The 25061-nt window shown below is 51.6% G+C and carries 17 protein-coding genes and 1 pseudogene; 15 read left to right on the plus strand and 3 right to left on the minus strand.

Going from position 1 to position 25061, the window contains the following annotated elements; translation table 11 throughout:
* Positions 1 to 11 precede the first annotated feature (11 nt).
* The 9 genes from ptsP (at position 12) to AT746_RS04150 (ending at position 9849) form a co-directional block, all read left to right on the plus strand.
* On the plus strand, positions 12 to 2291 hold the full coding sequence (ptsP, locus tag AT746_RS04110) for a phosphoenolpyruvate--protein phosphotransferase (RefSeq protein WP_062476808.1): 2280 nt from the start codon (positions 12 to 14) through the stop codon (positions 2289 to 2291).
* A 31-nt stretch (positions 2292 to 2322) separates the two neighbouring features.
* Entirely contained in the window at positions 2323 to 3123 is an 801-nt protein-coding gene (locus AT746_RS04115) for a sulfite exporter TauE/SafE family protein (protein ID WP_062476812.1), read from the plus strand.
* Between the two features lie 87 nt (positions 3124 to 3210).
* Entirely contained in the window at positions 3211 to 4020 is an 810-nt protein-coding gene (gene lgt, locus AT746_RS04120) for a prolipoprotein diacylglyceryl transferase (RefSeq protein ID WP_062476815.1), read from the plus strand.
* A gap of 2 nt (positions 4021 to 4022) precedes the next feature.
* A complete protein-coding gene (locus AT746_RS04125; protein ID WP_062476818.1) occupies positions 4023 to 4856 on the plus strand; it encodes a thymidylate synthase in 834 nt (277 codons plus the stop codon).
* A 2-nt stretch (positions 4857 to 4858) separates the two neighbouring features.
* Positions 4859 to 5875: a response regulator gene (locus AT746_RS04130; protein ID WP_062476821.1), complete on the plus strand. Its 1017-nt coding sequence runs from the start codon at positions 4859 to 4861 to the stop codon at positions 5873 to 5875.
* Positions 5868 to 6833, plus strand: a complete 966-nt coding sequence (locus AT746_RS04135) for a GGDEF domain-containing protein (protein WP_062476824.1) — start codon at positions 5868 to 5870, stop codon at positions 6831 to 6833. The genes AT746_RS04130 and AT746_RS04135 overlap by 8 nt, the downstream gene beginning before the upstream one ends.
* Before the next feature lie 84 nt (positions 6834 to 6917).
* On the plus strand, positions 6918 to 7994 hold the full coding sequence (dinB, locus tag AT746_RS04140) for a DNA polymerase IV (RefSeq protein WP_082633384.1): 1077 nt from the start codon (positions 6918 to 6920) through the stop codon (positions 7992 to 7994).
* Between the two features lie 77 nt (positions 7995 to 8071).
* Positions 8072 to 9625 (plus strand): M17 family metallopeptidase, encoded by a 1554-nt coding sequence (locus AT746_RS04145; RefSeq protein WP_062476827.1) that lies wholly within the window; start codon positions 8072 to 8074, stop codon positions 9623 to 9625.
* Positions 9626 to 9627: 2 nt separating this feature from the next.
* Positions 9628 to 9849 (plus strand): DUF1653 domain-containing protein, encoded by a 222-nt coding sequence (locus AT746_RS04150; RefSeq protein WP_062476830.1) that lies wholly within the window; start codon positions 9628 to 9630, stop codon positions 9847 to 9849.
* Here AT746_RS04150 and AT746_RS04155 read toward each other — a convergent pair.
* Together AT746_RS04155 and AT746_RS04160 are read right to left on the minus strand one after the other, a co-directional pair.
* Positions 9832 to 10815, minus strand: a complete 984-nt coding sequence (locus AT746_RS04155) for a class I SAM-dependent methyltransferase (RefSeq protein WP_062476833.1) — start codon at positions 10813 to 10815, stop codon at positions 9832 to 9834. The two genes, AT746_RS04150 and AT746_RS04155, sit on opposite strands and share 18 nt — an antisense overlap.
* Positions 10816 to 10971: 156 nt before the next feature.
* A complete protein-coding gene (locus AT746_RS04160) occupies positions 10972 to 13860 on the minus strand; it encodes a TonB-dependent receptor plug domain-containing protein (RefSeq protein WP_062476837.1) in 2889 nt (962 codons plus the stop codon).
* Between the two features lie 313 nt (positions 13861 to 14173).
* Here AT746_RS04160 and AT746_RS04165 point away from each other — a divergent pair, with 313 nt between their 5' ends.
* The 6 genes and pseudogenes from AT746_RS04165 (at position 14174) to AT746_RS04190 (ending at position 21911) form a co-directional block, all read left to right on the plus strand.
* Positions 14174 to 15274, plus strand: a complete 1101-nt coding sequence (locus AT746_RS04165) for a sensor histidine kinase (RefSeq protein ID WP_156413622.1) — start codon at positions 14174 to 14176, stop codon at positions 15272 to 15274.
* Entirely contained in the window at positions 15267 to 16022 is a 756-nt protein-coding gene (locus tag AT746_RS04170; protein WP_062476840.1) for a LytR/AlgR family response regulator transcription factor, read from the plus strand. Before AT746_RS04165 ends, AT746_RS04170 begins: the two co-directional genes overlap by 8 nt.
* Before the next feature lie 69 nt (positions 16023 to 16091).
* Complete coding sequence (locus AT746_RS04175; protein WP_062476843.1) at positions 16092 to 16940, plus strand: MBL fold metallo-hydrolase; 849 nt, start codon at positions 16092 to 16094, stop codon at positions 16938 to 16940.
* A gap of 534 nt (positions 16941 to 17474) precedes the next feature.
* A complete protein-coding gene (locus tag AT746_RS04180; protein WP_062476846.1) occupies positions 17475 to 18464 on the plus strand; it encodes a serine/threonine dehydratase in 990 nt (329 codons plus the stop codon).
* Positions 18465 to 19232: 768 nt separating this feature from the next.
* Positions 19233 to 20204 (plus strand): annotated as a pseudogene (locus AT746_RS20265) (methyl-accepting chemotaxis protein); the annotation flags it as partial.
* A gap of 57 nt (positions 20205 to 20261) precedes the next feature.
* Positions 20262 to 21911, plus strand: coding sequence for an amidohydrolase (locus AT746_RS04190; protein ID WP_062476852.1), 1650 nt, complete (start codon positions 20262 to 20264; stop codon positions 21909 to 21911).
* Between the two features lie 198 nt (positions 21912 to 22109).
* Here AT746_RS04190 and AT746_RS04195 read toward each other — a convergent pair whose 3' ends face one another.
* Complete coding sequence (locus AT746_RS04195) at positions 22110 to 24827, minus strand: TonB-dependent receptor (protein WP_062476855.1); 2718 nt, start codon at positions 24825 to 24827, stop codon at positions 22110 to 22112.
* Between the last annotated feature and the right edge of the window lie 234 nt (positions 24828 to 25061).

The raw sequence follows: 25061 nt of genomic DNA on the forward strand, positions 1-25061 counted from the left end.
GACAACACATTATGCTCACTCAACTTAAGCGCATTGTTCAGGAAGTCAACCAGATCCCGGATCTGGATGACGCCCTTACCTGCCTGGCGAGTCGGGTGAAAAGTGCCATGCAGGTGGACTGTTGTTCCATCTATCTGGCCAGCTACGAGCATCAGTATTTTCTGCTGATGGCCACCGAGGGCCTCTCCAAAGAGGCCATTGGCAAAGTCTCTATCGGATTTTCAGAGGGGCTTATCGGCCTGATCGGCCAGCGCGAAGAGCCGATTAATATCGAAGATGCCCAGTCCCATCCGCGTTTCAAACATTACCCAGAGGTCAAAGAAGAGACCTACCATGCCTTTATGGGCACACCTATTATTCACCAGCGCAAAGTGCTGGGAGTGATGACCATTCAGCAACAGAAAAAGCGACGCTTTAGTGAAGACGAAGAAGCTTTTCTGGTGACGCTGGCGGCGCAGATTGCGCTGGAAATTGCCCATGCTGAAGCCCGCGGCTCTATCAGCCTCACGGATGGTGGGGATAAGTCCCGCTGGCAGAAGTCGCTGCGGGGAGTACCAGGTTCCGGTGGTCTGGCAATTGGTGTCGGTCATGTTCCGAATATCAAACACAGCTTGCGTGGTCAGATGCTGCGCCGTGCTGAGAAGCCGGAAAAACAGATTGAACGGTACCGCCAGGCGGTGATCCGTACCCGCAAGGAAGTGAAGAAGCTGTCAGATAGTATGGCCGACGCAGTGCCTGAAGATGTGCTGGCGATTTTTCAGCTCTATCACAACCTGCTCGATGCCAACAGTCTGGGCCGCGAGGTGGAAGACAAGATCAAAAGCGGCTGGGATGCCGCCTCATCCCTTAAGATGGTGGTAGAACATTACATCAATAAGTTCCGCGCGATGGACGATCCCTATATGCAGGAACGGGCCGTGGATGTGGAAGATCTGGGTAACAGAGTACTGGGCCATCTGCTGAGCAGATTCAGGGTGCAGGCGCCTGTGCCCGAACAGGCGATTCTGGTGGCTGAAGAAGTCAGCGCCTCGATGCTGGCGGAGTTCCCCCGCGAAAAACTACAGGCAATAATTTCAGTGCGTGGCTCAAATAACTCTCATGCCGCGATTCTGGCCAGAGCCATGGGGGTGCCCGCGGTGATGGGGCTTTCTGATGTGCCGGTATCTTTACTCAGCGGTAAGGATATTTTGCTGGATGGTTATTCCGGCGAGATAATCGTATCGCCGAGCCAGAGTATCCGCCAGGAATTTCAGAGTCTGGTGGACGAGGAAAATGAACTCTATGATGCTGTCCGCGAAGAGGCGGATCAACCCGCTGAAACCCGCGATGGCTGCAAAATGGAGTTATATATTAATGCCGGGTTGTCTGCTGAGCTGGAGTCCATCTATGGTGAGGCGGGCGACGGTGTCGGTCTGTATCGCACCGAAATCCCCTTTATGATGCGTGAGCGTTTCCCCTCAGAACATGAGCAATGTCAGATTTATCGCGCCATGCTCGAGGCCAGCCCCAACAAAACTATTACTATGCGCACCCTGGATGTAGGCGGCGACAAGCCTTTGCCTTATTTCCCGGTAGTGGAAGAGAATCCCTTTCTGGGCTGGCGGGGGATTCGTATGACACTGGACCATCCTGAGATCTTTCTGGTGCAGTTACGGGCCATGCTCAGAGCCAGTCTCGGTCTGGATAATCTCAAGATCATGCTGCCCATGATTACCACTATCTATGAAGTCAGTGAGGCTAAACGTCTGATACGTCAGGCGTACTATGAAGTGGCCGAAGAAGCTCAGGCTGAAGGACAGGAACTGAAAATGCCCGAAGTGGGGGTCATGCTCGAAGTGCCCGCGGTCATGTATCAGCTTCCGCAACTGGCGGATAAAGTGGACTTCTTTTCCATTGGCAGCAATGACCTGACGCAATATTTACTGGCGGTGGATCGCAATAATCCCAGAGTGGCTAATCTGTATGACAGTTATCATCCGGCGGTGCTCAAAGCGCTGAAGCAGATCATTGAAGATTCTGCGAAACTGAAAAAACCGGTCACCCTCTGTGGCGAGATGGCCGGTGAACCCGGTGGGGCAATTCTGTTGCTCGCCATGGGTTACCGCAAGCTGAGTATGAGTGGTTTTAACCTGAGTAAGATCAAGTGGGTGATACGCAAAGTATCGCTCGATGATGCCAAAGTGCTGCTCGATGAAGTGATCGAAATGGAGCACCCAACCCAGGTCCGTGAGCGGGTAAACCGACATCTTGAAGCCCTTGGCCTGGGCGGTCTGGTCAGGGCTGGTAAGTAAACGCCATTAACCGTTAAAAGAGAATAATTTCTTGGAACCTTTGTTGTTTCTGATTATAAGTTGTGTGTTTCTGGGGCTGATCGCCGGTCTGATGGCAGGCTTGCTGGGTATCGGTGGTGGCCTGATTATTGTGCCTGCGCTGTTATACCTGCTGCAGATTAAAATGGGTATGAGTATCGATATCGTCATGCCCATGGCGGTAGCGACTTCTTTGTCGACCATTATTTTTACCGGCTGTTCTTCGTCGCTGACCCATTGGCGGCTGGGCAATGTGGATATGCGGATATTCGCCCTGTGTTCGGTCGGCATTGCCCTGGGCGCTATCGGGGGAGCACAGTTGGCGGCGTTGATGCCGGCGGTACTGTTGAAGAACATCTTTGCCACCTTGGTCATGCTGCTGGCACTGCGTATGGCCTTTGGTAAAAACCACACGTCACAGTCGACACTAAACAGACCCCGCTTGCTCGGGATTGGCGTGGTGACCGGCAGTATTTCGTCATTGTTAGGTATCGGAGGCGGTGCCTTGTTGGTGCCGGCATTGGTGTGGTTCAGGATATCGATGAAAGTGGCCATAGGCTGTGCCGCAGCATGTGGTATGGTGATTGCGATCTTCGGTACTGCCAGTTTTATGCTGGCAGGCTGGAATAACCCGGATCTGCCCACAGGTAGTCTCGGGTATGTGTACCTGCCAGCTATGCTGGCCATTGTCAGTGCTTCTATGCTCAGCGCCAACTGGGGAGCCCGTCTCAGTCACCGACTGCCGACTCTCACCCTGAAGAAGATTTTCGCTGGCTTTCTGATTCTAGTAAGCTTGCGCATGTTTTTTAGTTAGCTGCTCCTGGGCAGAACCAGCAGATGCCTCATCACAGAGGTTCCGGTATCAGGTGGATACCGGCATATCGACTATTTGGAAGAATAAATGACAGAATATTTGCAGTTTCCGGCTATTGATCCGGTCATCTTCAGCATCGGTCCGGTGTCAGTGCACTGGTATGGTGTGATGTATCTGGTTGGATTTGTGGCTGCCTGGTGGCTGGCTAACCGGCGGCTCGAACGCACAGGATGGAGTAAGGAGCAGCTCAGTGATCTGATGTTTCTGGGTTTTCTTGGGGTGATCATTGGCGGCCGGTTGGGCTATGTGTTTTTCTATCAGTTCGGGCAATTCCTCGATGATCCGTTGTATCTTTTCAAGATATGGACTGGCGGCATGTCTTTCCACGGCGGCTTGCTTGGTGTTGTTGCCGGCTTATGGTGGTTTGCCCGCAAACACAACGCCAGTTTGTTAAGGGTTGGTGATTTTATCGCACCGTTGGTACCGGTGGGTCTGGGGGCCGGACGTATCGGTAATTTTATTAATGCCGAATTGTGGGGGCGCACCACTGATGTGCCCTGGGCAGTATTGTTTCCGGGCGCGGGTCCCTTACCCCGCCATCCTTCTCAACTCTATGAGTTTTTCCTTGAAGGAGTGGTATTGTTTGCCTTGCTGTGGTGGTTTTCAGCAACCCGTCGTCCGGTGGGTGCGGTGTCGGGGTTATTCCTGATTGGCTACGGCAGTTTCCGTTTTATTGTCGAGTTTTACCGCGAGCCCGATGCCCATATCGGCTTATATAATGGTCTGATTTCTCAGGGGCAACTATTGTCCTTGCCGATGGTTCTGATAGGGTTAGTGATGATGGTGGTGGCCTATCGTAAGAGGTCGTCTGATCAAAGCCGCAAAACCAAGAGTTGAGTATGCAGCAATATCTTAAACTGATGCGCCATGTGCTTGATCATGGTGTCAAAAAAGAAGACCGTACCGGAACCGGCACGATCAGCGTATTCGGTTATCAGATGCGTTTCGATCTGTCTCAGGGTTTTCCGCTGGTGACCACCAAGAAATGTCATCTGCGCTCGATAATCCATGAGTTGCTTTGGTTTCTTCAGGGCCAGACTAATATCGCTTACCTTAAAGAAAACAACGTCAGAATCTGGGATGAGTGGGCTACCGACGAAGGCGATCTGGGCCCGGTTTACGGCAAACAGTGGCGAAGCTGGCAGGGCGTTGACGGTGAGGTGGTAGACCAAATCGCACTGGTTGTGGAACAGATTAAAACCAATCCTGATTCGCGCAGACTGATTGTCAGTGCCTGGAATCCTGCGGTGCTGCCTGATACCCGTTATTCCCCAAAAGAAAATGCGGCCATGGGGCGTCAGGCATTGCCTCCCTGTCATACCCTGTTCCAGTTTTATGTGCTCGAAGGTAAGTTGTCCTGCCAGTTGTATCAGCGCAGCGGTGATATTTTCCTCGGTGTGCCTTTCAATATTGCCAGTTATGCGCTGCTGACCCTGATGGTGGCACAGGTTTGTGATCTCGAACCCGGTGATTTTGTGCATACCTTCGGTGATGCCCACCTCTATGTTAACCACCTGGAGCAGGCTCAGACTCAATTAACGCGCGAGCCTTTCCCCCTGCCACAGATGAAACTGAACCCTGAGGTAAAAGACATTTTTGGCTTTACCATTGATGATTTTGAATTGTTGAATTATCAGGCTCACCCTCATATCAAAGCACCGGTTGCGATATAGTTATGACAACCAATGTGCTGATCTGCGACGATTCAGGTTTTGCCAGAAGGCAGATGGCGCGGTCGATTCCCAGGGGCTGGGATGTCAATATCAGTTTTGCCGAGCACGGTAAGCAGGCCCTCGAATCTATCGAAGAAGGTCTTGCCGATGTGATGTTTCTGGATCTGAATATGCCGGTGATGGATGGTTACCAGACCATGGAGCAGATCCGTGCCCGCGACTTACCGACCATGGTGATAGTGGTTTCCGGCGATGTACAGCCTCAGGCCCGCAAGCGGATGCTGGCCATGGGGGCCCTGGATTTTATCGCCAAACCCATAGATAACGACAAACTCACCGAACTGTTGCGCCAGTATGGTTTGTACAGTGGCGAGAGCGGTGGTGGGGAATTGCGCGAGTCAGCCGGGGCCGGTGAAATTGACCGTCTCGATGTGTACCGGGAAATGGCGAATGTGGCCATGGGCCAGGCAGGTGAAAAGCTGGCCCAGTTGCTGGATGTGTTTATTAATCTGCCTATCCCCAATGTTAATCAGATTGAAACCAATGAACTGCGCATGGCGATTGCAGAAATACAGCAGAAAGCCCATGTATCGGCAGTATCTCAGGGCTTTGTCAGCACCGGGATAAATGGCGAAGCGCTGGTGATCTTCAATGACACCGATTTTGCCAGCATGGTTAAGCTGCTTAAATATCCCTCCAGAGAAAACGATGAGCGTCTTGAAGTCGAGGCGCTGATGGATGTATCAAATATCCTGATTGGCGCTTGCGTTAACGCCTTGTCGCAGCAGCTTGACCTGAACTTCAGTCGCAGTCATCCGATAATTCTGGGACGTCACTGTGATCTGGAGCAACTGCTGCAAAGCAATGTTTCACGCTGGAGCAAGATTGTTGCGGTGGAAATCGGCTATTCCATTGAGCAACATGACATTCACTTTGATTTGTTGCTGCTGTTGCCCCAGGCTTCCATGGATATGATGTTCGAAAAGCTGGTAGCGCATAGCGAGGTGGCAAATGGCTAAGCCAAATGCTGAACAGGCCGAACTGGAAGCCATGCATTGGCAACTCAATCTGCTCGGCTCTATCGAGGTGGGTATTGTGGTGCTGGACAGGGAATACCGGGTTAAGACCTGGAATGAGTTTATGCATAACCACAGCGGCATACTACCGAGCAAAATACGCGGCCAGAGGCTGTTTGAGTTTTTTGAGGAAATCAACGAACAGTGGTTTATCCGTAAAACCCGCCCTGTTTTTGAACTGAACAGTCCGGCCTTTTTGATCTGGGAGCAGCAGCCTTATCTGTTTAAGTTTGCCAGTCACCGGCCGGTGACCAGCGCCAGTGAACTGATGTACCAGAACATTACTCTGTTCCCGTTGATGGCCCCAAGTGGCAAAGTAGAACACCTCTGTATCATGGTGTATGACGTCACCGACGAGGTCATCAGCAAACAGCAGTTAAACCAGGCCAATGACAAGCTGCAGCAGATGAGCAGGATCGATGGTCTGACCGGACTGTATAATCGTCGCTTCTGGGAAGAGTCCTGCATGCTGGAGTTTAAGCGTTGCATGCGTAATCAGGGGCAGGCCTCTTTGTTGATGCTGGATATCGATCATTTTAAACCCGTGAACGATAACTACGGGCATCCGGCAGGGGATCAGGTGATCATGAACCTGGCAGAGATCATTAAAACCTCAGTACGGGAGACGGATATTCCAGGCCGCTACGGTGGTGAAGAGTTTGCCATCGTGCTGCCGGATACCGATGCCAAATCAGCACTCAGAGTCGCCGAGCGCATCAGGCTGGCCACTGAGAAAACCCTGATCAGGTACGAACAACTGGAACTGCAGGTCACTATCAGTCTGGGCATTGCTCAGTTAGACGAACGGCAGGACGACTATATGGCCTGGATTAGTGAGGCAGATCAGGCCCTGTATCAGGCCAAAGAAACAGGTCGCAACAAAGTGGTTATTAAAAGCTAATACGAACCCAACCGGACTTGACATTCCCCAGGTTTACCGCAGAATAACTGTATATTAATACAGCCTTTGGTTTATCAGCCTGCCATGGCCAAGATCATTCATATCGACATGGACTGCTTTTTTGCTGCCGTAGAGATGCGCGACAATCCGCAGTGGCGGGATATCCCTCTGGCCATCGGCGGCAGCGCAGATCGACGGGGAGTGATTGCCACCTGTAACTATCCGGCGCGAAAATACGGCATTCACTCCGCCATGTCTACGGCGCAGGCCCTTAAACGTTGCCCTCAGTTGAAACTGGTGAGAGGGAGTATGCAGCGTTATGTGGAGGAATCCCGCCGCATTCGCGAGATTTTCAGCCGTTATACCGAACACATCGAACCCTTGTCGCTGGATGAGGCTTATCTGGATGTGAGCGACAGTCAATTGTTTCAGGGCAGTGCCACCCTGATTGCCGGGGACATCCGCCGGGCGATTTTTGCTGAAACCGGTCTGACCGCTTCTGCCGGCGTCGCCCCCTGTAAGTTCGTGGCCAAGATCGCCAGCGACATCAACAAACCCGATGGTCTTTACACCGTCACGCCAGCAGAACTGGATGGTTTTGTGCGTAAACTGGAACTCAAAGCGATTCCCGGTGTAGGCAAAGTCACCTGGGAAAAGCTGCAGGCCATGGGGCTGTTTACCTGTGATGATGTGCGCCGTTATCCCTTTGATAAGCTGATAAAGCGTTTCGGTAAGTTCGGCCTTGCCCTGTGGCAGCGCTCACATGGTCAGGATCTGCGTAAGGTTAAAGCCGGGCGGCAGCGCAAATCAGTGGGTGCGGAGGTGACGTTGCCGCAGGATCTGTATGACTTTGAGCAATGCTGGCAGGTGGCAGAAAGCTTATTTGGTAAGTTGCAACAACGTCTGGCCGCGTGTCAGCAGGATCTGGCGATCCAGAGTCAGGGGGTAAAACTTAAATTTTCCGATTTTGTACAAACCACGGTTGAACATCGCCAGAGTCGTCTGGATAAGGCCGCTTTTGTGCCGTTGTTGCACGAGGCCCTGAGTCGTCAGCAGGGCAGAGGGATCCGGCTGGTAGGTTTACATGTGGCCCTGCCAACAGAAGCTGACAGCCAGCAGCTTTGCTTTGAACTGCCATCCCTTGAGTGCCAGAGTGCTTAGGGGCAGAATAGGTGCTTCTAAAAAGCCGCTGATTTTATTCCTGTTATTCACAAGCGGCTATCAATATGAGGCATTCTATGGCATTTCCCCAGGCAAAAAACGAATCCAATCTCGATAAAGCCATTAGCACAGACAGCGACTGGGACGCGGTGATCCTGATCGCCCCTGATCACCAGCATCTGAATAATCTTACCCTGAAAGAAACTATCGACGCCCACCAGCGTATTGATGCCCGGGTAGGTACAGACTGTATGTTGCTGATAGCCAGTGGCATCGCCGGCGGCAGACTGGTCTACGCACCGACAGGGGAGCTGAACCGTGGTTTTGATGATGTGCGCCGCTTCGGTGATGCAGCCAAAAAAGCCATTGTTATGGCCCGCGACGCCGGCGCCCGCAATCCGTTGCTGGTGGTTTCCGGTGTGCCGGAGAATGATGATTTCGCCCATGCCCTGGAAGTGGCCTATCTGGGAGCCTGTCAGGCTCTGTGGCAGCCACTGGAAGCCCGCGAGGCGCTTAATGAGGCTGAGATTGAGCCGGTACAGAGTATTGGTCTGTATGCCAAAGGTAAACTGGATATGGACTGGTTGCAGGCCGTAGAAGCCGGTCGCCGTCTGGCCCGGGATCTTTGCGGTACCGAGCCTGAGCGTATGGCTCCGCCCCGTTTTGCACAATACTGTGAACAGGCCTTTGCCGACAGTGCGGTCAAAGTCGAAGTGATCAGTGACGATGACACACTGCGCAAGGATTACCCCTTATTGCATGCAGTAGGACGCTGCTCTGTGCATGTTCCGCGGCATCAGCCGCGGGTGATTCGCCTCGAATATACCGGTGAGGGTGAAATCCAGCAGAACCTGTTTTTTGCCGGTAAAGGCATTACCTATGACACCGGTGGGGCGGATCTGAAAACCGATGGGCATATGGCCGGTATGAGCCGGGACAAAGGTGGCGCCGCTGCGGTAGCCGGCTTTATGCAATGTCTGGCCCGATTTAAGCCTAAAGGGATTCGGGTTGTGGCGGAAATCGGAGCGGTGCGTAACAGTATCGGCTCTGATGCCTTTGTGGCGGACGAGATCATCACCAGCCACGCCGGTGTGCGGGTGCGTATCGGTAATACCGATGCCGAAGGGCGACTGGTGCTGGCCGATTTGCTTTCACATTTGCGTGAGCAGGCCAAAGATGCAGTGGATCCCACGCTGTTTTCCGTGGCCACTCTGACAGGCCATGCGGCACGCACTTATGGCCCATACACCGCTTATGTGGAAAATGGCGCGGCCAGAACGCATCACTGTGGCGATAAACTGACCCGCGTCGGTGATATCTGGGGTGATCCGGGCGAAGTATCCCGTTCACGGCGGGAAGATTTTGATTTTGTCAGACCGCGCACTAAAGCCGATGATGTGCTCTCTTCCAATAACGGCCCTTCGGCGACGACGGCGCGGGGGCATCAGTTCCCTATGGCTTTTTTGACTATCGCTTCGGGGCTGATCAGGCATGACAGCAATGCCGAAGTGCCGCTGCCTTATGTGCATGTGGATATTGCCGGCAGTGGTGTTGAGGGCGGCGACTGGCAACATGACAGCCCGACCGGCGCGCCGGTCGTGGCACTGGCAGCCCGGTATATGGGGTTCTAGCCATGACAGTTAAACCCGGTCGATACCGGCATTACAAAGGCAATGACTATCAGGTGCTGGGCGTGGCCCGGCACAGTGAAGATGAGACAGAGTTTGTGGTGTATCGGCCTCTGTATGGTGAAGGGGCCCTGTGGATCCGGCCTCTTAGCATGTTTACCGAAGAGGTTGAAGTGGAAGGTAAACTCGTACCAAGGTTTGCCTTTGAATCAGGCTTGCACGATTAACTGCCAGCCCAGAATGCCCTGAGGGTTTGTCACTTCCTTACATTCCTCAATGGTCATTCCAAGGCTGGTTAGTTGCTGGCATTGCTGAGTTATTGTGTCTTTATCATAGGCGGCGCCAAGCATCGACTGCATACGTTGTAAATGGCTGGAGAAATCTTCCTCCATGCTATTAAGCCAGTTGATGATATCTGATGCGTTAAAGGCCTGCATACGATTAAACATATCGCCAAGATCGCGATAAAACTGCAGTATGATGCCATCGGCAATCCCGGGGCCCTGTTGCCGTAAAAGTGTCGTCATTTTTCTGACCGGAATCGAAAGCGCCCTGTCGGCCTTTTGAAAGTCATCATGGCTCCCATTGCCTTTGAGCATATTAAAACCCGCCGCAAAGGCGTTTCTGGCTAATTCAAACACACCACTTTGTATTACCTGTTGCAGGGCATCGCTACTGGTACTGGCATGCTGGTAAATCAGACCGTCACGATGATGGATAATAGCCGCCATCCTGCCTTGTGGTGTCAGGATTTCTGCGGCGTTTATCAGCGCATGGTCACCGGCATATTCAATACCAAACTGACTGAATATCAAATCCGCCGAGGCAGTCTTTATCGGCAGCGCTGCACCATCGGCCACCAGCCCCCCTTGCAGGCCAAGTGTTTCTGTTGTGGTCTTAACCGCAGCCAATGAATAGTCGAGGCAATAGTGCCTTACCTCAATCTCAGTATTCTGATTGAGAGGTTGGGATTGTGTGGTTTTCTCCAGACATTGGTGGGCAATGTCACTGACAGCACCTTTACCACAGGCCAGTTCCAGCATTACTGCGGGTGGCTGGTGCTGAAACTCGCTGATAAAAAACTGATTCCAGAACTGTTCAATTTCTGCATGCTCTGCTTCCTTGTTTTGGAATCCGGCTCTAGTGGCTTTTTGCCAATAGGCATCCCATGCACCGGCGTTGCTTCCCGACATAACATCTGCTGTTTGTGAGGTAATAAGAGGATTACCATATATAACGCAGATATATAGGTCAAGGCGTCAGAATACCAGGGTAAACGGAACAATCATCTTGGTGTTTCATACAAAACAGGCCACCTGCTGGCGGCCTGTTTTACTGAGAGCAAAGGATTAATATGTCAGTGTGACACCGGCAAAGACATAGCGACCCAGAGCATCATAGAAGCCGGGGAAGGTATTACCGTTGCCTGAGCCTGTCGGCGCGTTGGGCAACAACGGTGGCTCTTTATCGAGCACATTATTGATACCCAGTCTCAGTGAGACATGTTCATGGGCCTGCCAGGTGGCTGCAAGATCCAGGTAGTTCTGGCTGCTGAACGTGGTTGGTCCGGCCGGAGTGTTCACACCGGTATACTCTTGTGCTTCGCCCAGATAACGCCAGGTAGCCGTCAGGTTGGCGTCCCATGGTGTAGTCCAGGTGGCACGCAGATTATGGCGCCATTCCGGAGAGGGTTGCAGGCAGGAAGTGCGGTCCCAGTAGCCGGCACATTCAATCACAGGATCGCCGGGTACGGGCTCGTTATCCAGCTTCTCCAGCCAGGTTCCCACCAGGCTCAAATTGAGCGTACCCATATCATCCAGACTGAAGTCATAGGTGGCTTCGATATCCACGCCACTGGTGGCAAGGAAACCTATATTGATATCCGTTGCCGTAACGCTGGCCTGGCCGACCCACAGGTTACCATTGGGCCCACGGTTAACCAGATTACAGAAGGTGGGGTCACCGGTGGCTCCGCACTTCTGAATGATAGTCGTCTGTGGAATATTGGTAATGGCCTTATCTACTTCAATATCGAAGTAGTCAATATTCATATTAAAGCCGGGTAATGCGCTGGGAGAGAGTGCAAAACCAAAGGAGATGGTATCAGACTCTTCCGGATCCAGGTTGGGATTACCTCCGGTAATGGTATTGTACTGCCCGGCAGGACTAGTCAGCCCGGCAGCCTTGTACTGGGATGGATCAAGGCCGGTACGCACACAGTCTTCCAGCGACATAGTGCCGTTGGCGCCACAAGGGTCGTCGTTCATATTAAACAGACCCAATGTCTGAGGCCTGAACAGATCCCGTACATTCCCTGCCCGCACAGCACGCTGGAAGCTGCTGCGGAAACGTATGTCTTCGTTAATTCCCCAGTCCAGAGCGACTTTATAGGTATTGGTGGTCTTATCGGTGGAGTAGTCAGAGTAGCGATAGGCCAGTTCCAATGTTAATTCTTCAGCAAAAGAGCGTGCTTCCAGCAGCGGGATGTCCAGTTCACCAAAGAATTCTTTGACATTAAATCCGCCGCTCACCGCGCCGGTCGGGCCGCCCTGACCAGCACCATCGCCTGAGGTAAACCCCTGGTCAGGTGCAAATACCAGTGACTCGCGGCGGTATTCCAGGCCCGCGACCACACCAACACCAGTGGAGGTACCCGGGAACATAACGCCGGCTTCGGTCAGATCACCTGTCACATAACCACTGACCTGGGTGGTGGTAGTGTCACCACGGGAATACAGGGGCAATACCAGATAGTTTAACTGGGCCTGAGTCACACCGCCCTCGCGGAACACATTCCAAGGCACACAGTTTGGATCACTACCGTCAAGCACAGACTGACAAACCGGGTTGCCTTCACTATCCGCGACTACATTCAATGCCCGGATAATACGGGTGGTAGACAGATCATTCTGGTAGGTTTGTACCATGCTGACGTTGGAGTAATTCGCAAATACGTCATAGGACCAGTTGTCGTCGATAATGCCTCTTACCCCTAACACGCCACGGTGTGAAGTGTGGCGCAAATCATTGCGGCGAGGCGCACCTTCAACACTGCGCCGGCCTATATAGACGCCCTGAAGTGTATCTTCTCTGGTCAGGCCCTGAGAGGCACAGATGGTTTCAAACTGCTGATCAGACATCAGTGGGTTGCCGCAGAACAGCGTATTGGTTACAAAGAAGGCGCCGGATGGGGCAATCTGCGCCACACTGCGATCATCCATAAAGCTCAGTTCTGCATACACATCGGCATGCTCATTGATTTCATAGTTACCGATAGCACCAAAGGTTTTGCGTTTATCCGGACGCTGGTAGTAATTCAGCGGGCCGTAGTTATAGAGATTTGTAAAGGGTACAAATTCATCACCGCTGACTTCATAAGCATACTGATCAAAGTCAGTAAACTGACCGGCGGGTGTGGTACCCGAGCCGCCGCAAATGAACTCATTATTGGCATCATAAAACAGCGCGCAGGCACTGAAATCACGCTCCGACTGGCGCAATGCTTTGATATCCCTGAAGGTACCATAAAGGGTTACATTACCGGCACCGTCGGCAGTATTGGCCCCCAGCATAAAGGAAAAGTCATTGGAATGACCGTCCCGTACATGGCTGGTAGGCAACTCAAAATTCAGTGCTTCAACCTTTTCCTGAATCGCGTCGTTGTCATTTTGGTGCTGGTAGAAGCTGTGCTGGTAATCAAAAGTAAAGCCTTCGAAATCATCTTTAAGAATAAAGTTGACCACCCCGGCCACGGCATCCGAACCATAGGTTGCTGATGCGCCTCCGGTCAGTACCTCAATCCGCTCAATCAGGGATGCGGGGATCTGGTTTACATCCGGAGCAATACCGCCAGCTATGGGTGAACCTGCTGGCAGGCGACGGCCATTAACCAGCACCAGCGTGCGGGTACTGCCAAGGTTTCTTAAGTTGAGGGTGGCGGTACCGGTGGCGCCATTGGCGGCCATGCCGGTTTGAGCAGCAAACAGAGCGGGCATATCGTTAAGGATATCTTCGACACGGGTTAACCCCGTGATGGCAATGTCTGCGGCGCTGATTTCGGTCACTGGACTGGCGCTGACCATATTCACCCGTTGGATCCGCGATCCTGTGACGGATATTTTTTCCACTTCTTCAGTTTGTGTCTGATCCTGTGCCTGTGCACTGGATAAAGGCATCAGCAGTGCACTGCCAAACAGCCCCATTTGTACTGCTAAGGCGATCTTTGTGCCATTAGTCATGTGTTTCTCCCGTTATCTTTGTAATGGTTATAGTGAGATAACCTCTGTTATCCGGCTCTAAGCTAGTCCTTACGCGCGCACGGAAATATAAGGGATACGCAGATGGTGGTGACGGAGTGACAAAGGGAGTAAATCAGGTGACAAGCGGGTGGAACTCTTGCCAGATGAATAAATGTGCGATCCTAAGTCTTTGAAATATAAAGGTTGAGATGAGTTCCAGGGAGAGTTTTTATCGTCCTTAGTTAAGCCTGGTTGCCTTAGCCCTGCGCTCTGGTGAATAATCACCCTTTGATTCCTTTTAAGCGGTCGTTTGATGTTAGGTTCGCTGATAAAAAACCTGCCCGGCTGGCGTTTCTGGCTTGGCAACATCCTGTTCTGGTTGTTGATGAATACCTATGCCGCCGATCTGGGCTACCGCAGTATGACCCGTGCGGGGCGGGAAGTAGAATGGCTGCTCGTCTGGTTTTACTATTTTGGCTGGTGGATGCCCTGGGCCATCGTGACGCCATTGGTGCTGGCGGCCACCCGTATAGTGGCTCTGAACTGGCAAAAATGGCAACGCACACTGACACAATTTACCCTGATGACACTCGGTGCGTTTGGAATTTATCTGGCACTGGCAGTGCCGATGATTGCCTGGTTCGAGCTGGGATCTATCACCTCTGAAAAGCTGCTGGAATCCTGGAGTCTTTTGTTTGAGCGCAGTGCCTGGCACTTTGATCTGCTCACCTATATTGCTGTGGTTTCAATTGGTTATATCACTCAATATTATGACAAGGCCCGTAAAGAAGAAGCCCGCAGCGAGAGTTTATTGCGCCAATTAGTGCAACTGGAGTTGCAATCGCTTAAATCACAACTGAACCCACATTTCCTGTTCAATACCTTAAATACTATCGCCAGTCTGATTCGTCTGGACGAGAAAGACAAAGCCGTGAGAGCGCTCAGTGAACTCAGCCTGATGCTGCGCAAGGTGTTGGAGAATCAGAGCAATCAGTTGATTAGTCTGGCTCAGGAAATGGAGTTTATTCAAAGCTATCTCACCATTCAGCAGATGCGCTTTGAGAATAAGCTGGAAACCCGGGTTGAGGTGAATCCGGAATGTCTGGAGATGGATGTGCCTTTTATGCTGTTACAGCCGCTGGTGGAAAATGCGGTGCAGCATGGTTCGCAACTCGAGTCTGATAAAAACCGGTTGTCGTTGCAGGTTTGGTGTCAGCCTGGCGAGCTGCATGTGAAGCTGACCAATAAGGTGCCCGAAAATGATGAACATCATGGATTTGGTATTGGTTTGAAAAATTGTCGCGAACGTCTGAATAAACTCTATGATCAAACGTATCAACTACGTCTGACTGAGCTGGATAACGGATACTTTGAGACTTACCTGATTTTGCCTGCCGGAGGAGAGGATGATTAAGGTACTGATTGCTGATGATGAAACCCTGGCCCGTAAAACCATAGCCCTGTTGTTAAAAGACCAGCAGGATATCGGTGAGGTATTGCAGGCTGCAGATGGCAATCAGGCGCTGAGTCTGTATCAGGCAGAAAAACCGGAACTGATTTTTCTGGATATTCAGATGCCAGGCCTGACCGGTATTCAACTGGCCGAGAAGGTGGATCCTCAGTGCGTGATTATTTTTGTCACCGCTTATGATCAATATGCGATCACCGCTTTTGAGCTCAATGCTATCGATTATCTGCTTAAACCCTACGACGATGAACGGTTTTACAGGGCGCTGGATAAAGCCAGGGCGCGATTGCGCGAGCATGAATTTGGCGACTATCGCCAGATAGGGCAGCTGATCCGCCATATGCTGGATGAGCAGCACCGGCAATACAAAAGCCGGCTGGTGATCAAGGACCCCGGGCGTATCCGGTTGGTCGAGGTAGAGCAGATTGATTTTATTCTTGGGGCCGGTAACTATGCCGAGGTGCATCTGTTTGACGGCAAGTCTGTGCTGCATCGTGAAACCCTGACCAGCCTGGAGCAACAGCTGGACCCGTCGATTTTTGTACGTATTCACCGTTCTTCCATTGTGCGGCGCAGCAGTATCTGTGAATTACGGCCAAATGAAAAAGGTGATTACACCGTGATCCTCAAAAGCGGCCAGCAACTGACCTTGTCGCGGCGCAATAAACATAAGCTGGATGAATTGCTGGGCTAAAAACTTGATCTAAATTGCTATGAAAGCGCTATAGTATTTCCTCGATATAACAAAACAAAGGATTTGACCATGCGCTTATTTTTCCTGTTGCTATTGCTTCCCTTCAGCCTGTTGGCCAATGATGACAAGTTCGCCGATGTTAAAATTGAACGCACTCACCTGGCCGAATCCGTATACATGCTCACCGGTGCCGGTGGCAATATCGGCGTATCAGCGGGGCCTGACGGGGTACTGATTATTGATGATCAGTTTGCGCCGCTGGCAGAAAAAATCGCTGCCAGTGTTGCTGATGTGGCCGATGCTGAGGTGAAATATATTGTAAATACTCACTATCATGGCGACCACACAGGCGGTAACGCCTGGTTTAAGCAAAAGCATCACGCCACCGTATTTGCCCATGACAATGTACGCAGTCGGCTGGCCGATGACGAAAATCATCACCACGACGCCTTGCCGGTGGTGACCTATGAAGAAGGGGTCAAATTTCATTTTAACGGCGACACCATTCGTGTGATGCATCTGCCGGCAGGTCACACCGATGGTGATTCAGTGGTGTGGTTTGAAAAAGCACGGGTTTTGCACACCGGAGATCTGTTCTTTGAAGGTCGCTTTCCTTATATCGACCTTGGCGCCGGAGGAACAGTGGCCGGCTATATTGCCAATGTGGAACGGCTGATCAGCATGCTGGAAGACGACATGCAGATTATCTCCGGCCACGGCAAACTGTCCACCAAGGCGGATTACCAGAAATCACTGGATATGATGAAAGAAACGGCCGCCTTCGTACTGACCCAGAAGCGTGCCGGCATGAGTCTTGAGCAACTGACTGAAAAGGGGCTGGATGAAAAGTGGAAAGACTGGTCATGGAACTTTATTACCGAAGAAAAGTGGATCGCCACCCTGTATAAAGGCCAGTAAGCTTCTAAAGTTATCAGTTATCAGTTATCAGTTGTCAGCAATAAGTCGTAGCCCGTATAAAGCGAAGCGGAATACGGGTATTGCTCCACTCTGAGCACAAAAAAACATTAAATTTACCGCCGGGTCGCAGAGAACGCGGAGGTTGCAGAGATTATTGGTCTAAACCTCTGCGCTCTCAGCGCCTCTATGGTTAAGTCTCTTTGTCACAGGTCACTGGATGCCCGATAACGGCATTCGGGCATGACGTACTCTGGCTCTCCGTCACTCCCGCGTGCTGTTGGCGGGAGTCCAGTGCCTTTATTCACTCATTAGTAGCCCCCAGGCAGCAAAGCTCACCGGATGTCCGATAACGGCATTCGGGCATGACACGAACAATTAAGACCTCTGCGCTCTCAGCGCCTCTGCGTGAGTTCAGGTTGTAAACAGAGATCTGACAATAGGACGATAACCAGGATAAACAGCCGTAGGCCAGAATGACCGGCAATAAACAGCATGCTAAAGTGAGAGCTGTTTTTTGTTGTTGCAGGAATCCCTATGTCTCTACCCACTTTTGACGATGTGCGCGCTGCCAGTGAGCGCATCCGGCCTTTCGTGCACCGTACCCCTGTTGTTAACTCCAGCCTGCTTGATTCCTGGCTCGGCCACCAGGTGTTCTTTAAGCTTGAATGTCTGCAGCGTACCGGCGCGTTTAAGTTAAGAGGCGCAACGAATGTGCTGGCCTGGCTTAAAGAAAAGGATCAGTTGCCTGAACGTATTGTCGCTAACAGCTCCGGCAATCATGCACAGGCTATCGCCTATGCTGCTTCGCTGTTTGATATCCCTGCAACCATTTTCAGTACCGAAAACGTATCCAGGGTCAAAGCGGCGGCCACCCAGTACTATGGCGCAGAACTTAAACTCTTTGCCACCCGTACAGAGGCGGATGAGGCAGTACAACAAGCCGCTGAACAACCCGGGGCGCTGTGGATCCCTCCTTTTAATCATCAGCAGATTATTGCCGGTCAGGGCACCGCAGCGCTGGAAGCACTGGAAGACCTGAAACAGGTCGATGCTGTGTTTGCACCTTGTGGCGGCGGCGGCTTATTGGGCGGCACTTTACTGGCTGCAAATGGCCTGTGTCCGGACGCCGAAGTGATTGGCGCCGAACCGCTGGCGGCCAACGATGCTGCCAACTCCCTGCGAGAGGGCCATATTGTGCGTCTTGACGGTCCGCCGAAAACCCTTGCCGATGGCGCTGCCACGCCGGCAGTGGGAGACCTGACATTTCCTTTATTGCAGCAACTGGATGGGTTTTATGAAGTGGATGAAGTGCAGATTGCTTACTGGACACAATGGTTGCAGCATCTGCTGAAGATTCACCTTGAACCCACCTGTGCCATGACCATGGCCGCTGTGGTCGGCTGGCTGCAGGAGCGGCCGGAGCCGAGCAAGGCGCTGGTGATTATTTCAGGTGGCAATATCGATGCGGCGAAAATGCAGCAGATATGGAAAGTGGATTATCTGGACCAGCCGCCGATACTGTAATATGTTCGGTACTGTTCGGTTTGGCAGCGATCGATCCTTCAAGGTCCAGTTTACGTAAGCTGGCTATTCATTTGTATTCACAGTGGGTGTGCTATGTGGTTTAACGCCGAACGAAAGAACTGGTCTATGCTTTGTAACCTTGTCAACAGCCTTAAAGATGCGGCTCTGGTACTGGATAGCAATGACCGGGTGCAACATGCTAACGCTATTTGCGCTGAATTGCTGGGCCAGCCTCTCACCAGCCTCAAAGGTCAGCAACTGGACAGGTTTATGCAACCAGCCAGTGCCGAAGACAAACAGGGCGTGCATGCCACTAACCGCCATAGCAAACTCTATAAGCTGCCTTCACAGACCCTGTTGGAAGTGAAGTTCTCCACACTGCAGCAGGACGACAAGACTCACAGTCTGGTATTGATTGACCCTGTGGCTGAGCCGGATATGCTGACCCAGTTAAAAGAAAAGGTGTTTAACGGCACCGATGAAGCACTGGTAGTGGTGAATGAATCAGACAAGCTGGTGCTGATCAATCAGACTGCTCGCCGGATTCTGAATCTGGAAAAAATCAAAGCCGGGGACAATTTCGCCGGCTCTTCAGTGGTTAGCCGTATTGCCAAAATCAAAGATACCCAGACCTTAAAACCCGATGCCAACATCGACTCTACGATGCAGGTTAATGTGCAGTGGATTGAACTGGAAGGCAAGGTCTACAAGGCGATCCGTATTCAGGATATCTCCGCCTTCACCAATCAGTTACATGAAGTGGAAATGCTGGGCCGTGTGGTGGCCAATACCAGTACCTCGGTGTTGATTACTGACCCTGATGGGTTAGTGGAATATGTGAACCCCGGATTTGAAAAGCTTACCGGTTATTCCCTGGCTGAAGTTAAAGGCAGAAAGCCGGGGAGCCTGCTTCAGGGCGAGCAAACCAACCGGGAAACCGTAGCGCGGATCTCCAAAAAGCTGAAGCAAAAAGAGCCCTTCTATGAGGAGCTGCTCAACTATGACAAAAACGGCGAACCCTACTGGATAGTGCTGGCGGTAAACCCCACTTTTGATAAAAACGGCCGACATACTGGGTTTGTGGGTGTCAGCTCTGATATTCGTGAGATCAAGAAGCAGGTGCTGGAACAACTGAGCCAGAAAGAGGCCATCAGCAGCCAGTCTGCAGTGATGGAATTTGATCTCCAGGGCAGGCTGACATTATGCAACGACTATACTCTGGAGCAAATGGGCAAGATCAGCTCACAGGAGTTTGCCGGTATTGTCGGTAACATCTTTGGCCACCTCAGTGACCGTGAGGCGACTGAGGTTAAAAACGGCGCGTCGGCCAGCGTGACGCTTAAACTCGAAAATGCCGCCAGCCAGCTGGTTACCCTCGAATGTATTATCAAACCGGTGAATGATCTCAATGGTAAACCGGAGAAGCTTGTGATGTTTGGTAATAACGTCTCGCAGCGTAACAGGGTGATTGAAGATACCCACAGCGCTATGTCACAGGTACTGGACAGGATCCAGAGTATTGTTACCAGCATTAATGCGGTATCTGATCAGACCAACCTGCTGGCCCTGAATGCGGCGATCGAAGCGGCCAGAGCCGGAGAAGCCGGCCGTGGTTTTGCAGTGGTTGCCGATGAGGTACGCACCCTGGCCCAAAGCTCGAATAAGGCAGCCTCTGAAATTGGAGAACTGATCACCGAGACCAAATCTCATGTTGACGAGCTCTCGACCTTTTTAAGTTAAGCTAAGGCGCAACCGCCTTGCCGGCTGGAAAAATAATAACAATAAGGAGAACCTGATATGCGTCGTTTTCTGTGGATACTCACCACACTGGCTCTGGTGGCGGCAAGCCCGATAAGCCAGGCCGCGCCCAAACTTGTGCACAATGTTCAGGGCTACCATATTCTGCCAGAGCAGGGCCTTGGCAGTTTTACTGTACTGGTTTTTGAAAAGGGTAAGGTGCTGGCTACCGGTAATGATGAGCTGCTGGCAGAGTATCCCGATGCACAGAGAATTGACGGTCAGGGCAAGACCCTGTTGCCGGGGCTGACAGACGCCCATGGCCATATTCTGGAGCTGGGTGAAAACCTGCTTAAGGTGGATGTGCGCGGCAGCGCCAGTGCACTGCAGGCGGCCAGGCAGGTTGCAGATTTTGCCGCCGATAATCCGCAGCAGCAATGGATCAGCGGCCATGGCTGGAATCAGGTACTGTGGCCGGATAAGAACTATCCCACTGCAGGCCATCTGGATAAGATGATTAAAGATAAACCGGTCTATCTGACCCGTGTGGATGTGCATGCTGCCTGGGTCAACAGTAAAGCGCTGGAACTGGCAGGCATCGATAAAAACACGCCGGATCCACAAGGCGGCCAGATCCTGCGTGATGAGAACGGCAATCCAACCGGTGTACTGATCGATAACGCCATGCAGCTGGTCAGTACTCTGTTGCCTGAGCAAACTGAACAAAGTCTTGAACTGGCACTGGATACGGCCTCTCAACATTTGTTATCGCTGGGCATTACCAGTGTGCATGACGCCGGTATCAGCCAACAGCAGGCCGAATTCTATCGCCAGCAGGTCAAAGCCGGTGAGTTATCACTGCGCATTTATGCCATGCTCGCAGCATCGGATCCGCAACTGAAACAAATGCTCGAGCAAGGGCCCTTTGCCAGCCAGGACGATATGCTGGTGATCCGTTCAGTCAAAGGCTTCGGCGATGGTGCGCTGGGCAGCCGCGGTGCGGCGTTGCTTGAGCCCTACAGTGACCAGCCTCATCATCACGGGCTGATGGTGACCGCAGAAGAGAAACTTCCGGCCCTGTTTGAACAGGTGCTGGGCCATGGTTTTCAGTTTAACTTTCATGCCATCGGTGATAAAGCTAACCGCCTGGCGCTGGACAACTTCGAAAAGGCTTATCAAAAAGTAGGGGGTAAAGACCTTCGCCATCGTATAGAGCACGCCCAGGTGGTTACCCTTGAGGATATTCCTCGCTTTAAACAGCTTAATATTATCGCCTCCATGCAGCCGGTGCATGCCACCAGTGATATGAATATGGCCGAGGACAGAATCGGCGCCGAACGCCTTAAAGGTGCCTATGCCTGGCAGCGATTTTTAGCGCAGGGTACAGTGCTGGCGGCCGGCTCGGATTTCCCGGTGGAACTGGCCAACCCCTTTCATGGTCTGCACGCAGCGGTGACCCGCCAGAATCACAAAGGCGAGCCTTTAGATGGCTGGATCCCCTCGCAGCGCATGACCCTGCAACAGGCGCTGCGCGCCTTTACCCTGGACGCGGCCTATGCGGCCCATCAGGAACAGGTATTGGGTAACCTGGCGGCAGGCAAATGGGCCGACTTTATCCTGGTGGATCAGGATATCTTTGACATTCCGCCACAGAAAATCTGGCAAACCCGGGTGCTGCAAACCTGGGTGGCCGGTGAGCAACAACATTAGGCAGTGATAAAGCAGGGAACCTGCAGGATCAATAAAGGGGCATTCCGGCTTTTGTTAGCCGGAGTCCGGCACTTTTGTTTATCCGGTCGTAGCGAAGCGGAATCCGGTAATCGCGTTTAAACGTCAATCAGTTTACAGAACTGAAAACAAAAAAAGCCGTCTGCATTGCTGCAGACGGCTTTTTTGATTACCACCGCATCAGAACTTGGCTGAAACGCCAACGAAGGCTCTGCGGCCGTAGTTGTACTCCGACAATAAGGCTTTTGCGCCAGACTCGCTTTTCACAAAGGCCTTCTGATTTTCGTCAGTGAGGTTAAGGATCTGCAGCATGACAGAAAAGTTGTCATTAAAGTCATAGCTGAAGTTGGCATCCCACTGACCATAACTGTCAGTGTATCTGTCGATATGTCTGGACAGACCGGCGAAATACTCGCTGCGGTAGGTATAAGACAAGCGCGCCAGAATACCGTTTTTCTCATAGAAACCGCTGACATTAAAGGTATCTCTTGAGTTATTCGGCAGGATCTCATCCTCTTCATCCATGTCGGCATCCTGATAGGTGTAGTTGGCCATGGCGCCATACCCATTACCGAAATCATGCTGAAGGTTAACTTCAACCCCCTGGTTGGTGCCGCCACCGCCATTGACCGGCGTGCGAAGCTCCATCTGCGCAATGTAATAACCTACATCTTCCTCATCCAGTACGTTAACGCTGTCATCCTCTGGCAGCAGTACATTGGTTTCGACCATTTCCTCGGTGACATAGGATTTAATATCTTTATAGAAATAGGCCAGTGACAAAATAGATGCATCGGTGAAATAATATTCCGCCGAGATATCGTATTGGTCTGCCTCAGTAGGATTCAGCCAGGGGTTGCCCTGAATACCGCCGGTACGGGAGTAGATTTTTCGCTGCGCCAGCAGATCATAGTCTGGCCGTGAGATCACGCTGGCCGCGGCAAAGCGCAGAATGATATCGTCTCTGAAATCATAGGAGATATTCAGACTCGGCAGCACATCAGTGTAATCCCGCTCGACCGTTACCGGTGACTGCGCATCGGCCAGTTTATCGCCGGGGAACCAGCCATCAGGCTTTAGGATATCGAAACCTACACTGGTCTGATCGGTTTTGGCGATACGTACACCGACATTACCTTTCCATTTGCCTGAATTAAAGTTGGCCTGCACGTAGGCGCTGGTGACTTTTTCTTTCAGATCCAGCGCATAAGACGGATGCCAGTAACTTCTCAGCAGTCCGACTTCATCAAAGGCAGAGTCAAGGTTGCCAAAGTTAAAGTCATACAGGTAAGGCTGGCTGCCACCGCCCATAAAGTCATCCACAGTGCTGTCGGCCCAGCCGCCTAAATCCAGTGACTGCACACCAAAGCCGGGGTACAGGCTTTCAAGATAAGCTGAGCCGCTGTATTCCTCGTTGTAAGAGAACCAGGGGTAATGCTCATTCAGCTGCACCTGTGAGGTCTTCTCGTGATCACTATAACGCAGACCCACATCAATAGAGGTAAAGAAATCACCGTCCAGCAGGTAATTCAGGTCGGTCTGAGCATAGACCTCTTCCTGATCATTGACATAGTTTTTATCGGCAATATACACACCCACATAGTCTTGTGGGGTGGTTTGCTGATCCAGAGTAAAGTCGATGTGCTGGCCGCTCAGATCGAAGGTGGCATTGGTTTGCGCTTCAAAGTCCAGCGCGCGGATAGATATCGCCCCTTCAGCCTTGGTAATACCAGCCTGAGCCGAGAAGGTAAAAGCGTTGGAATTCCATTCAAATTTCAGATCATGTACGCGGGTTTTATAGGAACCCTCTTCACGGGTGGTGGTGTAACGAGACTCCAGATAATTACCAAAATGGTTCCAGCGGGCATCGGGGTTCAAATCGGCGTCATTGGGGGCCAGAGAACCACTGGTTAAAATGCCGTTTTCAATAGTACCGGACAGATCCGCAAAGCTGTTTTCGCCTATCCATACACCATTGGCAAAAGAGCGGTTTTCTTTGTCAGCTTCTGAGTAAAGATTGTTAAAGGTGAGCTGTTTATTGTCATCAAAGGCGTACTGCAGGCTGCTGCTGATAGTGGTCAGTTCTTTGTCTGCCTCAAAGCGAGAGGCATCTACGCTGCGTGGGCTGTAATAAGTCTCGCCATCAACGCTGTCTAAGTAGTTAAAACCGCCAGCACGGTAGCCATCCCGTTGGGTGGTGGTTTCTTTAAGCACGGCACCGATATTAAACCCGAAGTTTTCATTGTCATTTTTCCAGCTATAGAAGCCTGACAAAATGGGGCTGTGCTCACCGGTGGTTTCCTGATAAGCGCTTTTAAGTGAAAATGCGGAAGAATGAGCTTCATCATCGAAGGGCCGGCGGGTTTTGACAATCACCGTGCCGCCTAAAGAGCCTTCCTGTACCTTGGCCTTCGCCGACTTGTGCACTTCCAGAGTGTCGATCAGTTCCGTGGGCAGCAGGGAGTAGTTAAAACCCCGGGAAGCGGTAATAATAGAAGAGGATGCCGTCGCAGAGGCCACATTCTGACCATTGAGTAAGGTCAGATTCAGATGAGGAGCGGTACCCCGGATACTGACCCGGTCACTTTCACCTTCTGAGCGCTGCACCTGTACACCGGCGATACGCTGCAATGCATCGGCCACTGTCTGATCCGGGAACTTGCCGATATCCTCAGCAGAAATGGCGTCAACAATAGTGTCGGAAAAGCGCTTGATGTTCAGGCTCTTCTGCACTGACGCGCGATAGCCCTTAACCTCAACCACCTCAACATCGGCATTGTCTTTTTTCTCGTTTTCGCTGTTGGATTCTTGTGCAAAAGCCAATGTGCTCAGGCCATAGCCTGTCAACAGGGCAATCTGAACTGCGGTGGCAAGTGTGTTTTTCTGCTTATTAATCATGCGAGTCTCCTGTGTTAACGCATGCGGGATTATTCATAAATAATTTACAAATAAGAATACAATATTGCAACACTGATCTGTTTTAATAAATAATTTATTAATCTTTAAATTGTGTGAATTTGTTATCATGGCTCTTGTAAGTCGGGAGGGTTTTGTTTAAATTATTGAAATATAAAGCAAAAAAACGGCATGGATGTTAAAGGGTGATTGTTTGAATAATGCACGTCGAAGTGG

This window comes from Lacimicrobium alkaliphilum (assembly GCF_001466725.1).
Lineage (GTDB): Bacteria > Pseudomonadota > Gammaproteobacteria > Enterobacterales > Alteromonadaceae > Lacimicrobium > Lacimicrobium alkaliphilum_B.

Bases quoted from the DNA above. Each gene is read 5' to 3' on its own strand.
- AT746_RS04165 (WP_156413622.1), top strand. From the start codon at position 14,174: ATGTTAGGTTCGCTGATAAAAAACCTGCCCGGCTGGCGTTTCTGGCTT.
- lgt (WP_062476815.1), top strand. From the start codon at position 3,211: ATGACAGAATATTTGCAGTTTCCGGCTATTGATCCGGTCATCTTCAGC.
- AT746_RS04135 (WP_062476824.1), top strand. From the start codon at position 5,868: ATGGCTAAGCCAAATGCTGAACAGGCCGAACTGGAAGCCATGCATTGG.
- AT746_RS04160 (WP_062476837.1), bottom strand. From the start codon at position 13,860: ATGACTAATGGCACAAAGATCGCCTTAGCAGTACAAATGGGGCTGTTT.
- AT746_RS04195 (WP_062476855.1), bottom strand. From the start codon at position 24,827: ATGATTAATAAGCAGAAAAACACACTTGCCACCGCAGTTCAGATTGCC.
- AT746_RS04125 (WP_062476818.1), top strand. From the start codon at position 4,023: ATGCAGCAATATCTTAAACTGATGCGCCATGTGCTTGATCATGGTGTC.
- AT746_RS04175 (WP_062476843.1), top strand. From the start codon at position 16,092: ATGCGCTTATTTTTCCTGTTGCTATTGCTTCCCTTCAGCCTGTTGGCC.
- AT746_RS04155 (WP_062476833.1), bottom strand. From the start codon at position 10,815: ATGTCGGGAAGCAACGCCGGTGCATGGGATGCCTATTGGCAAAAAGCC.
- AT746_RS04180 (WP_062476846.1), top strand. From the start codon at position 17,475: ATGTCTCTACCCACTTTTGACGATGTGCGCGCTGCCAGTGAGCGCATC.
- AT746_RS04190 (WP_062476852.1), top strand. From the start codon at position 20,262: ATGCGTCGTTTTCTGTGGATACTCACCACACTGGCTCTGGTGGCGGCA.
- AT746_RS04150 (WP_062476830.1), top strand. From the start codon at position 9,628: ATGACAGTTAAACCCGGTCGATACCGGCATTACAAAGGCAATGACTAT.
- AT746_RS04145 (WP_062476827.1), top strand. From the start codon at position 8,072: ATGGCATTTCCCCAGGCAAAAAACGAATCCAATCTCGATAAAGCCATT.
- AT746_RS04170 (WP_062476840.1), top strand. From the start codon at position 15,267: ATGATTAAGGTACTGATTGCTGATGATGAAACCCTGGCCCGTAAAACC.
- ptsP (WP_062476808.1), top strand. From the start codon at position 12: ATGCTCACTCAACTTAAGCGCATTGTTCAGGAAGTCAACCAGATCCCG.
- AT746_RS04130 (WP_062476821.1), top strand. From the start codon at position 4,859: ATGACAACCAATGTGCTGATCTGCGACGATTCAGGTTTTGCCAGAAGG.
- dinB (WP_082633384.1), top strand. From the start codon at position 6,918: ATGGCCAAGATCATTCATATCGACATGGACTGCTTTTTTGCTGCCGTA.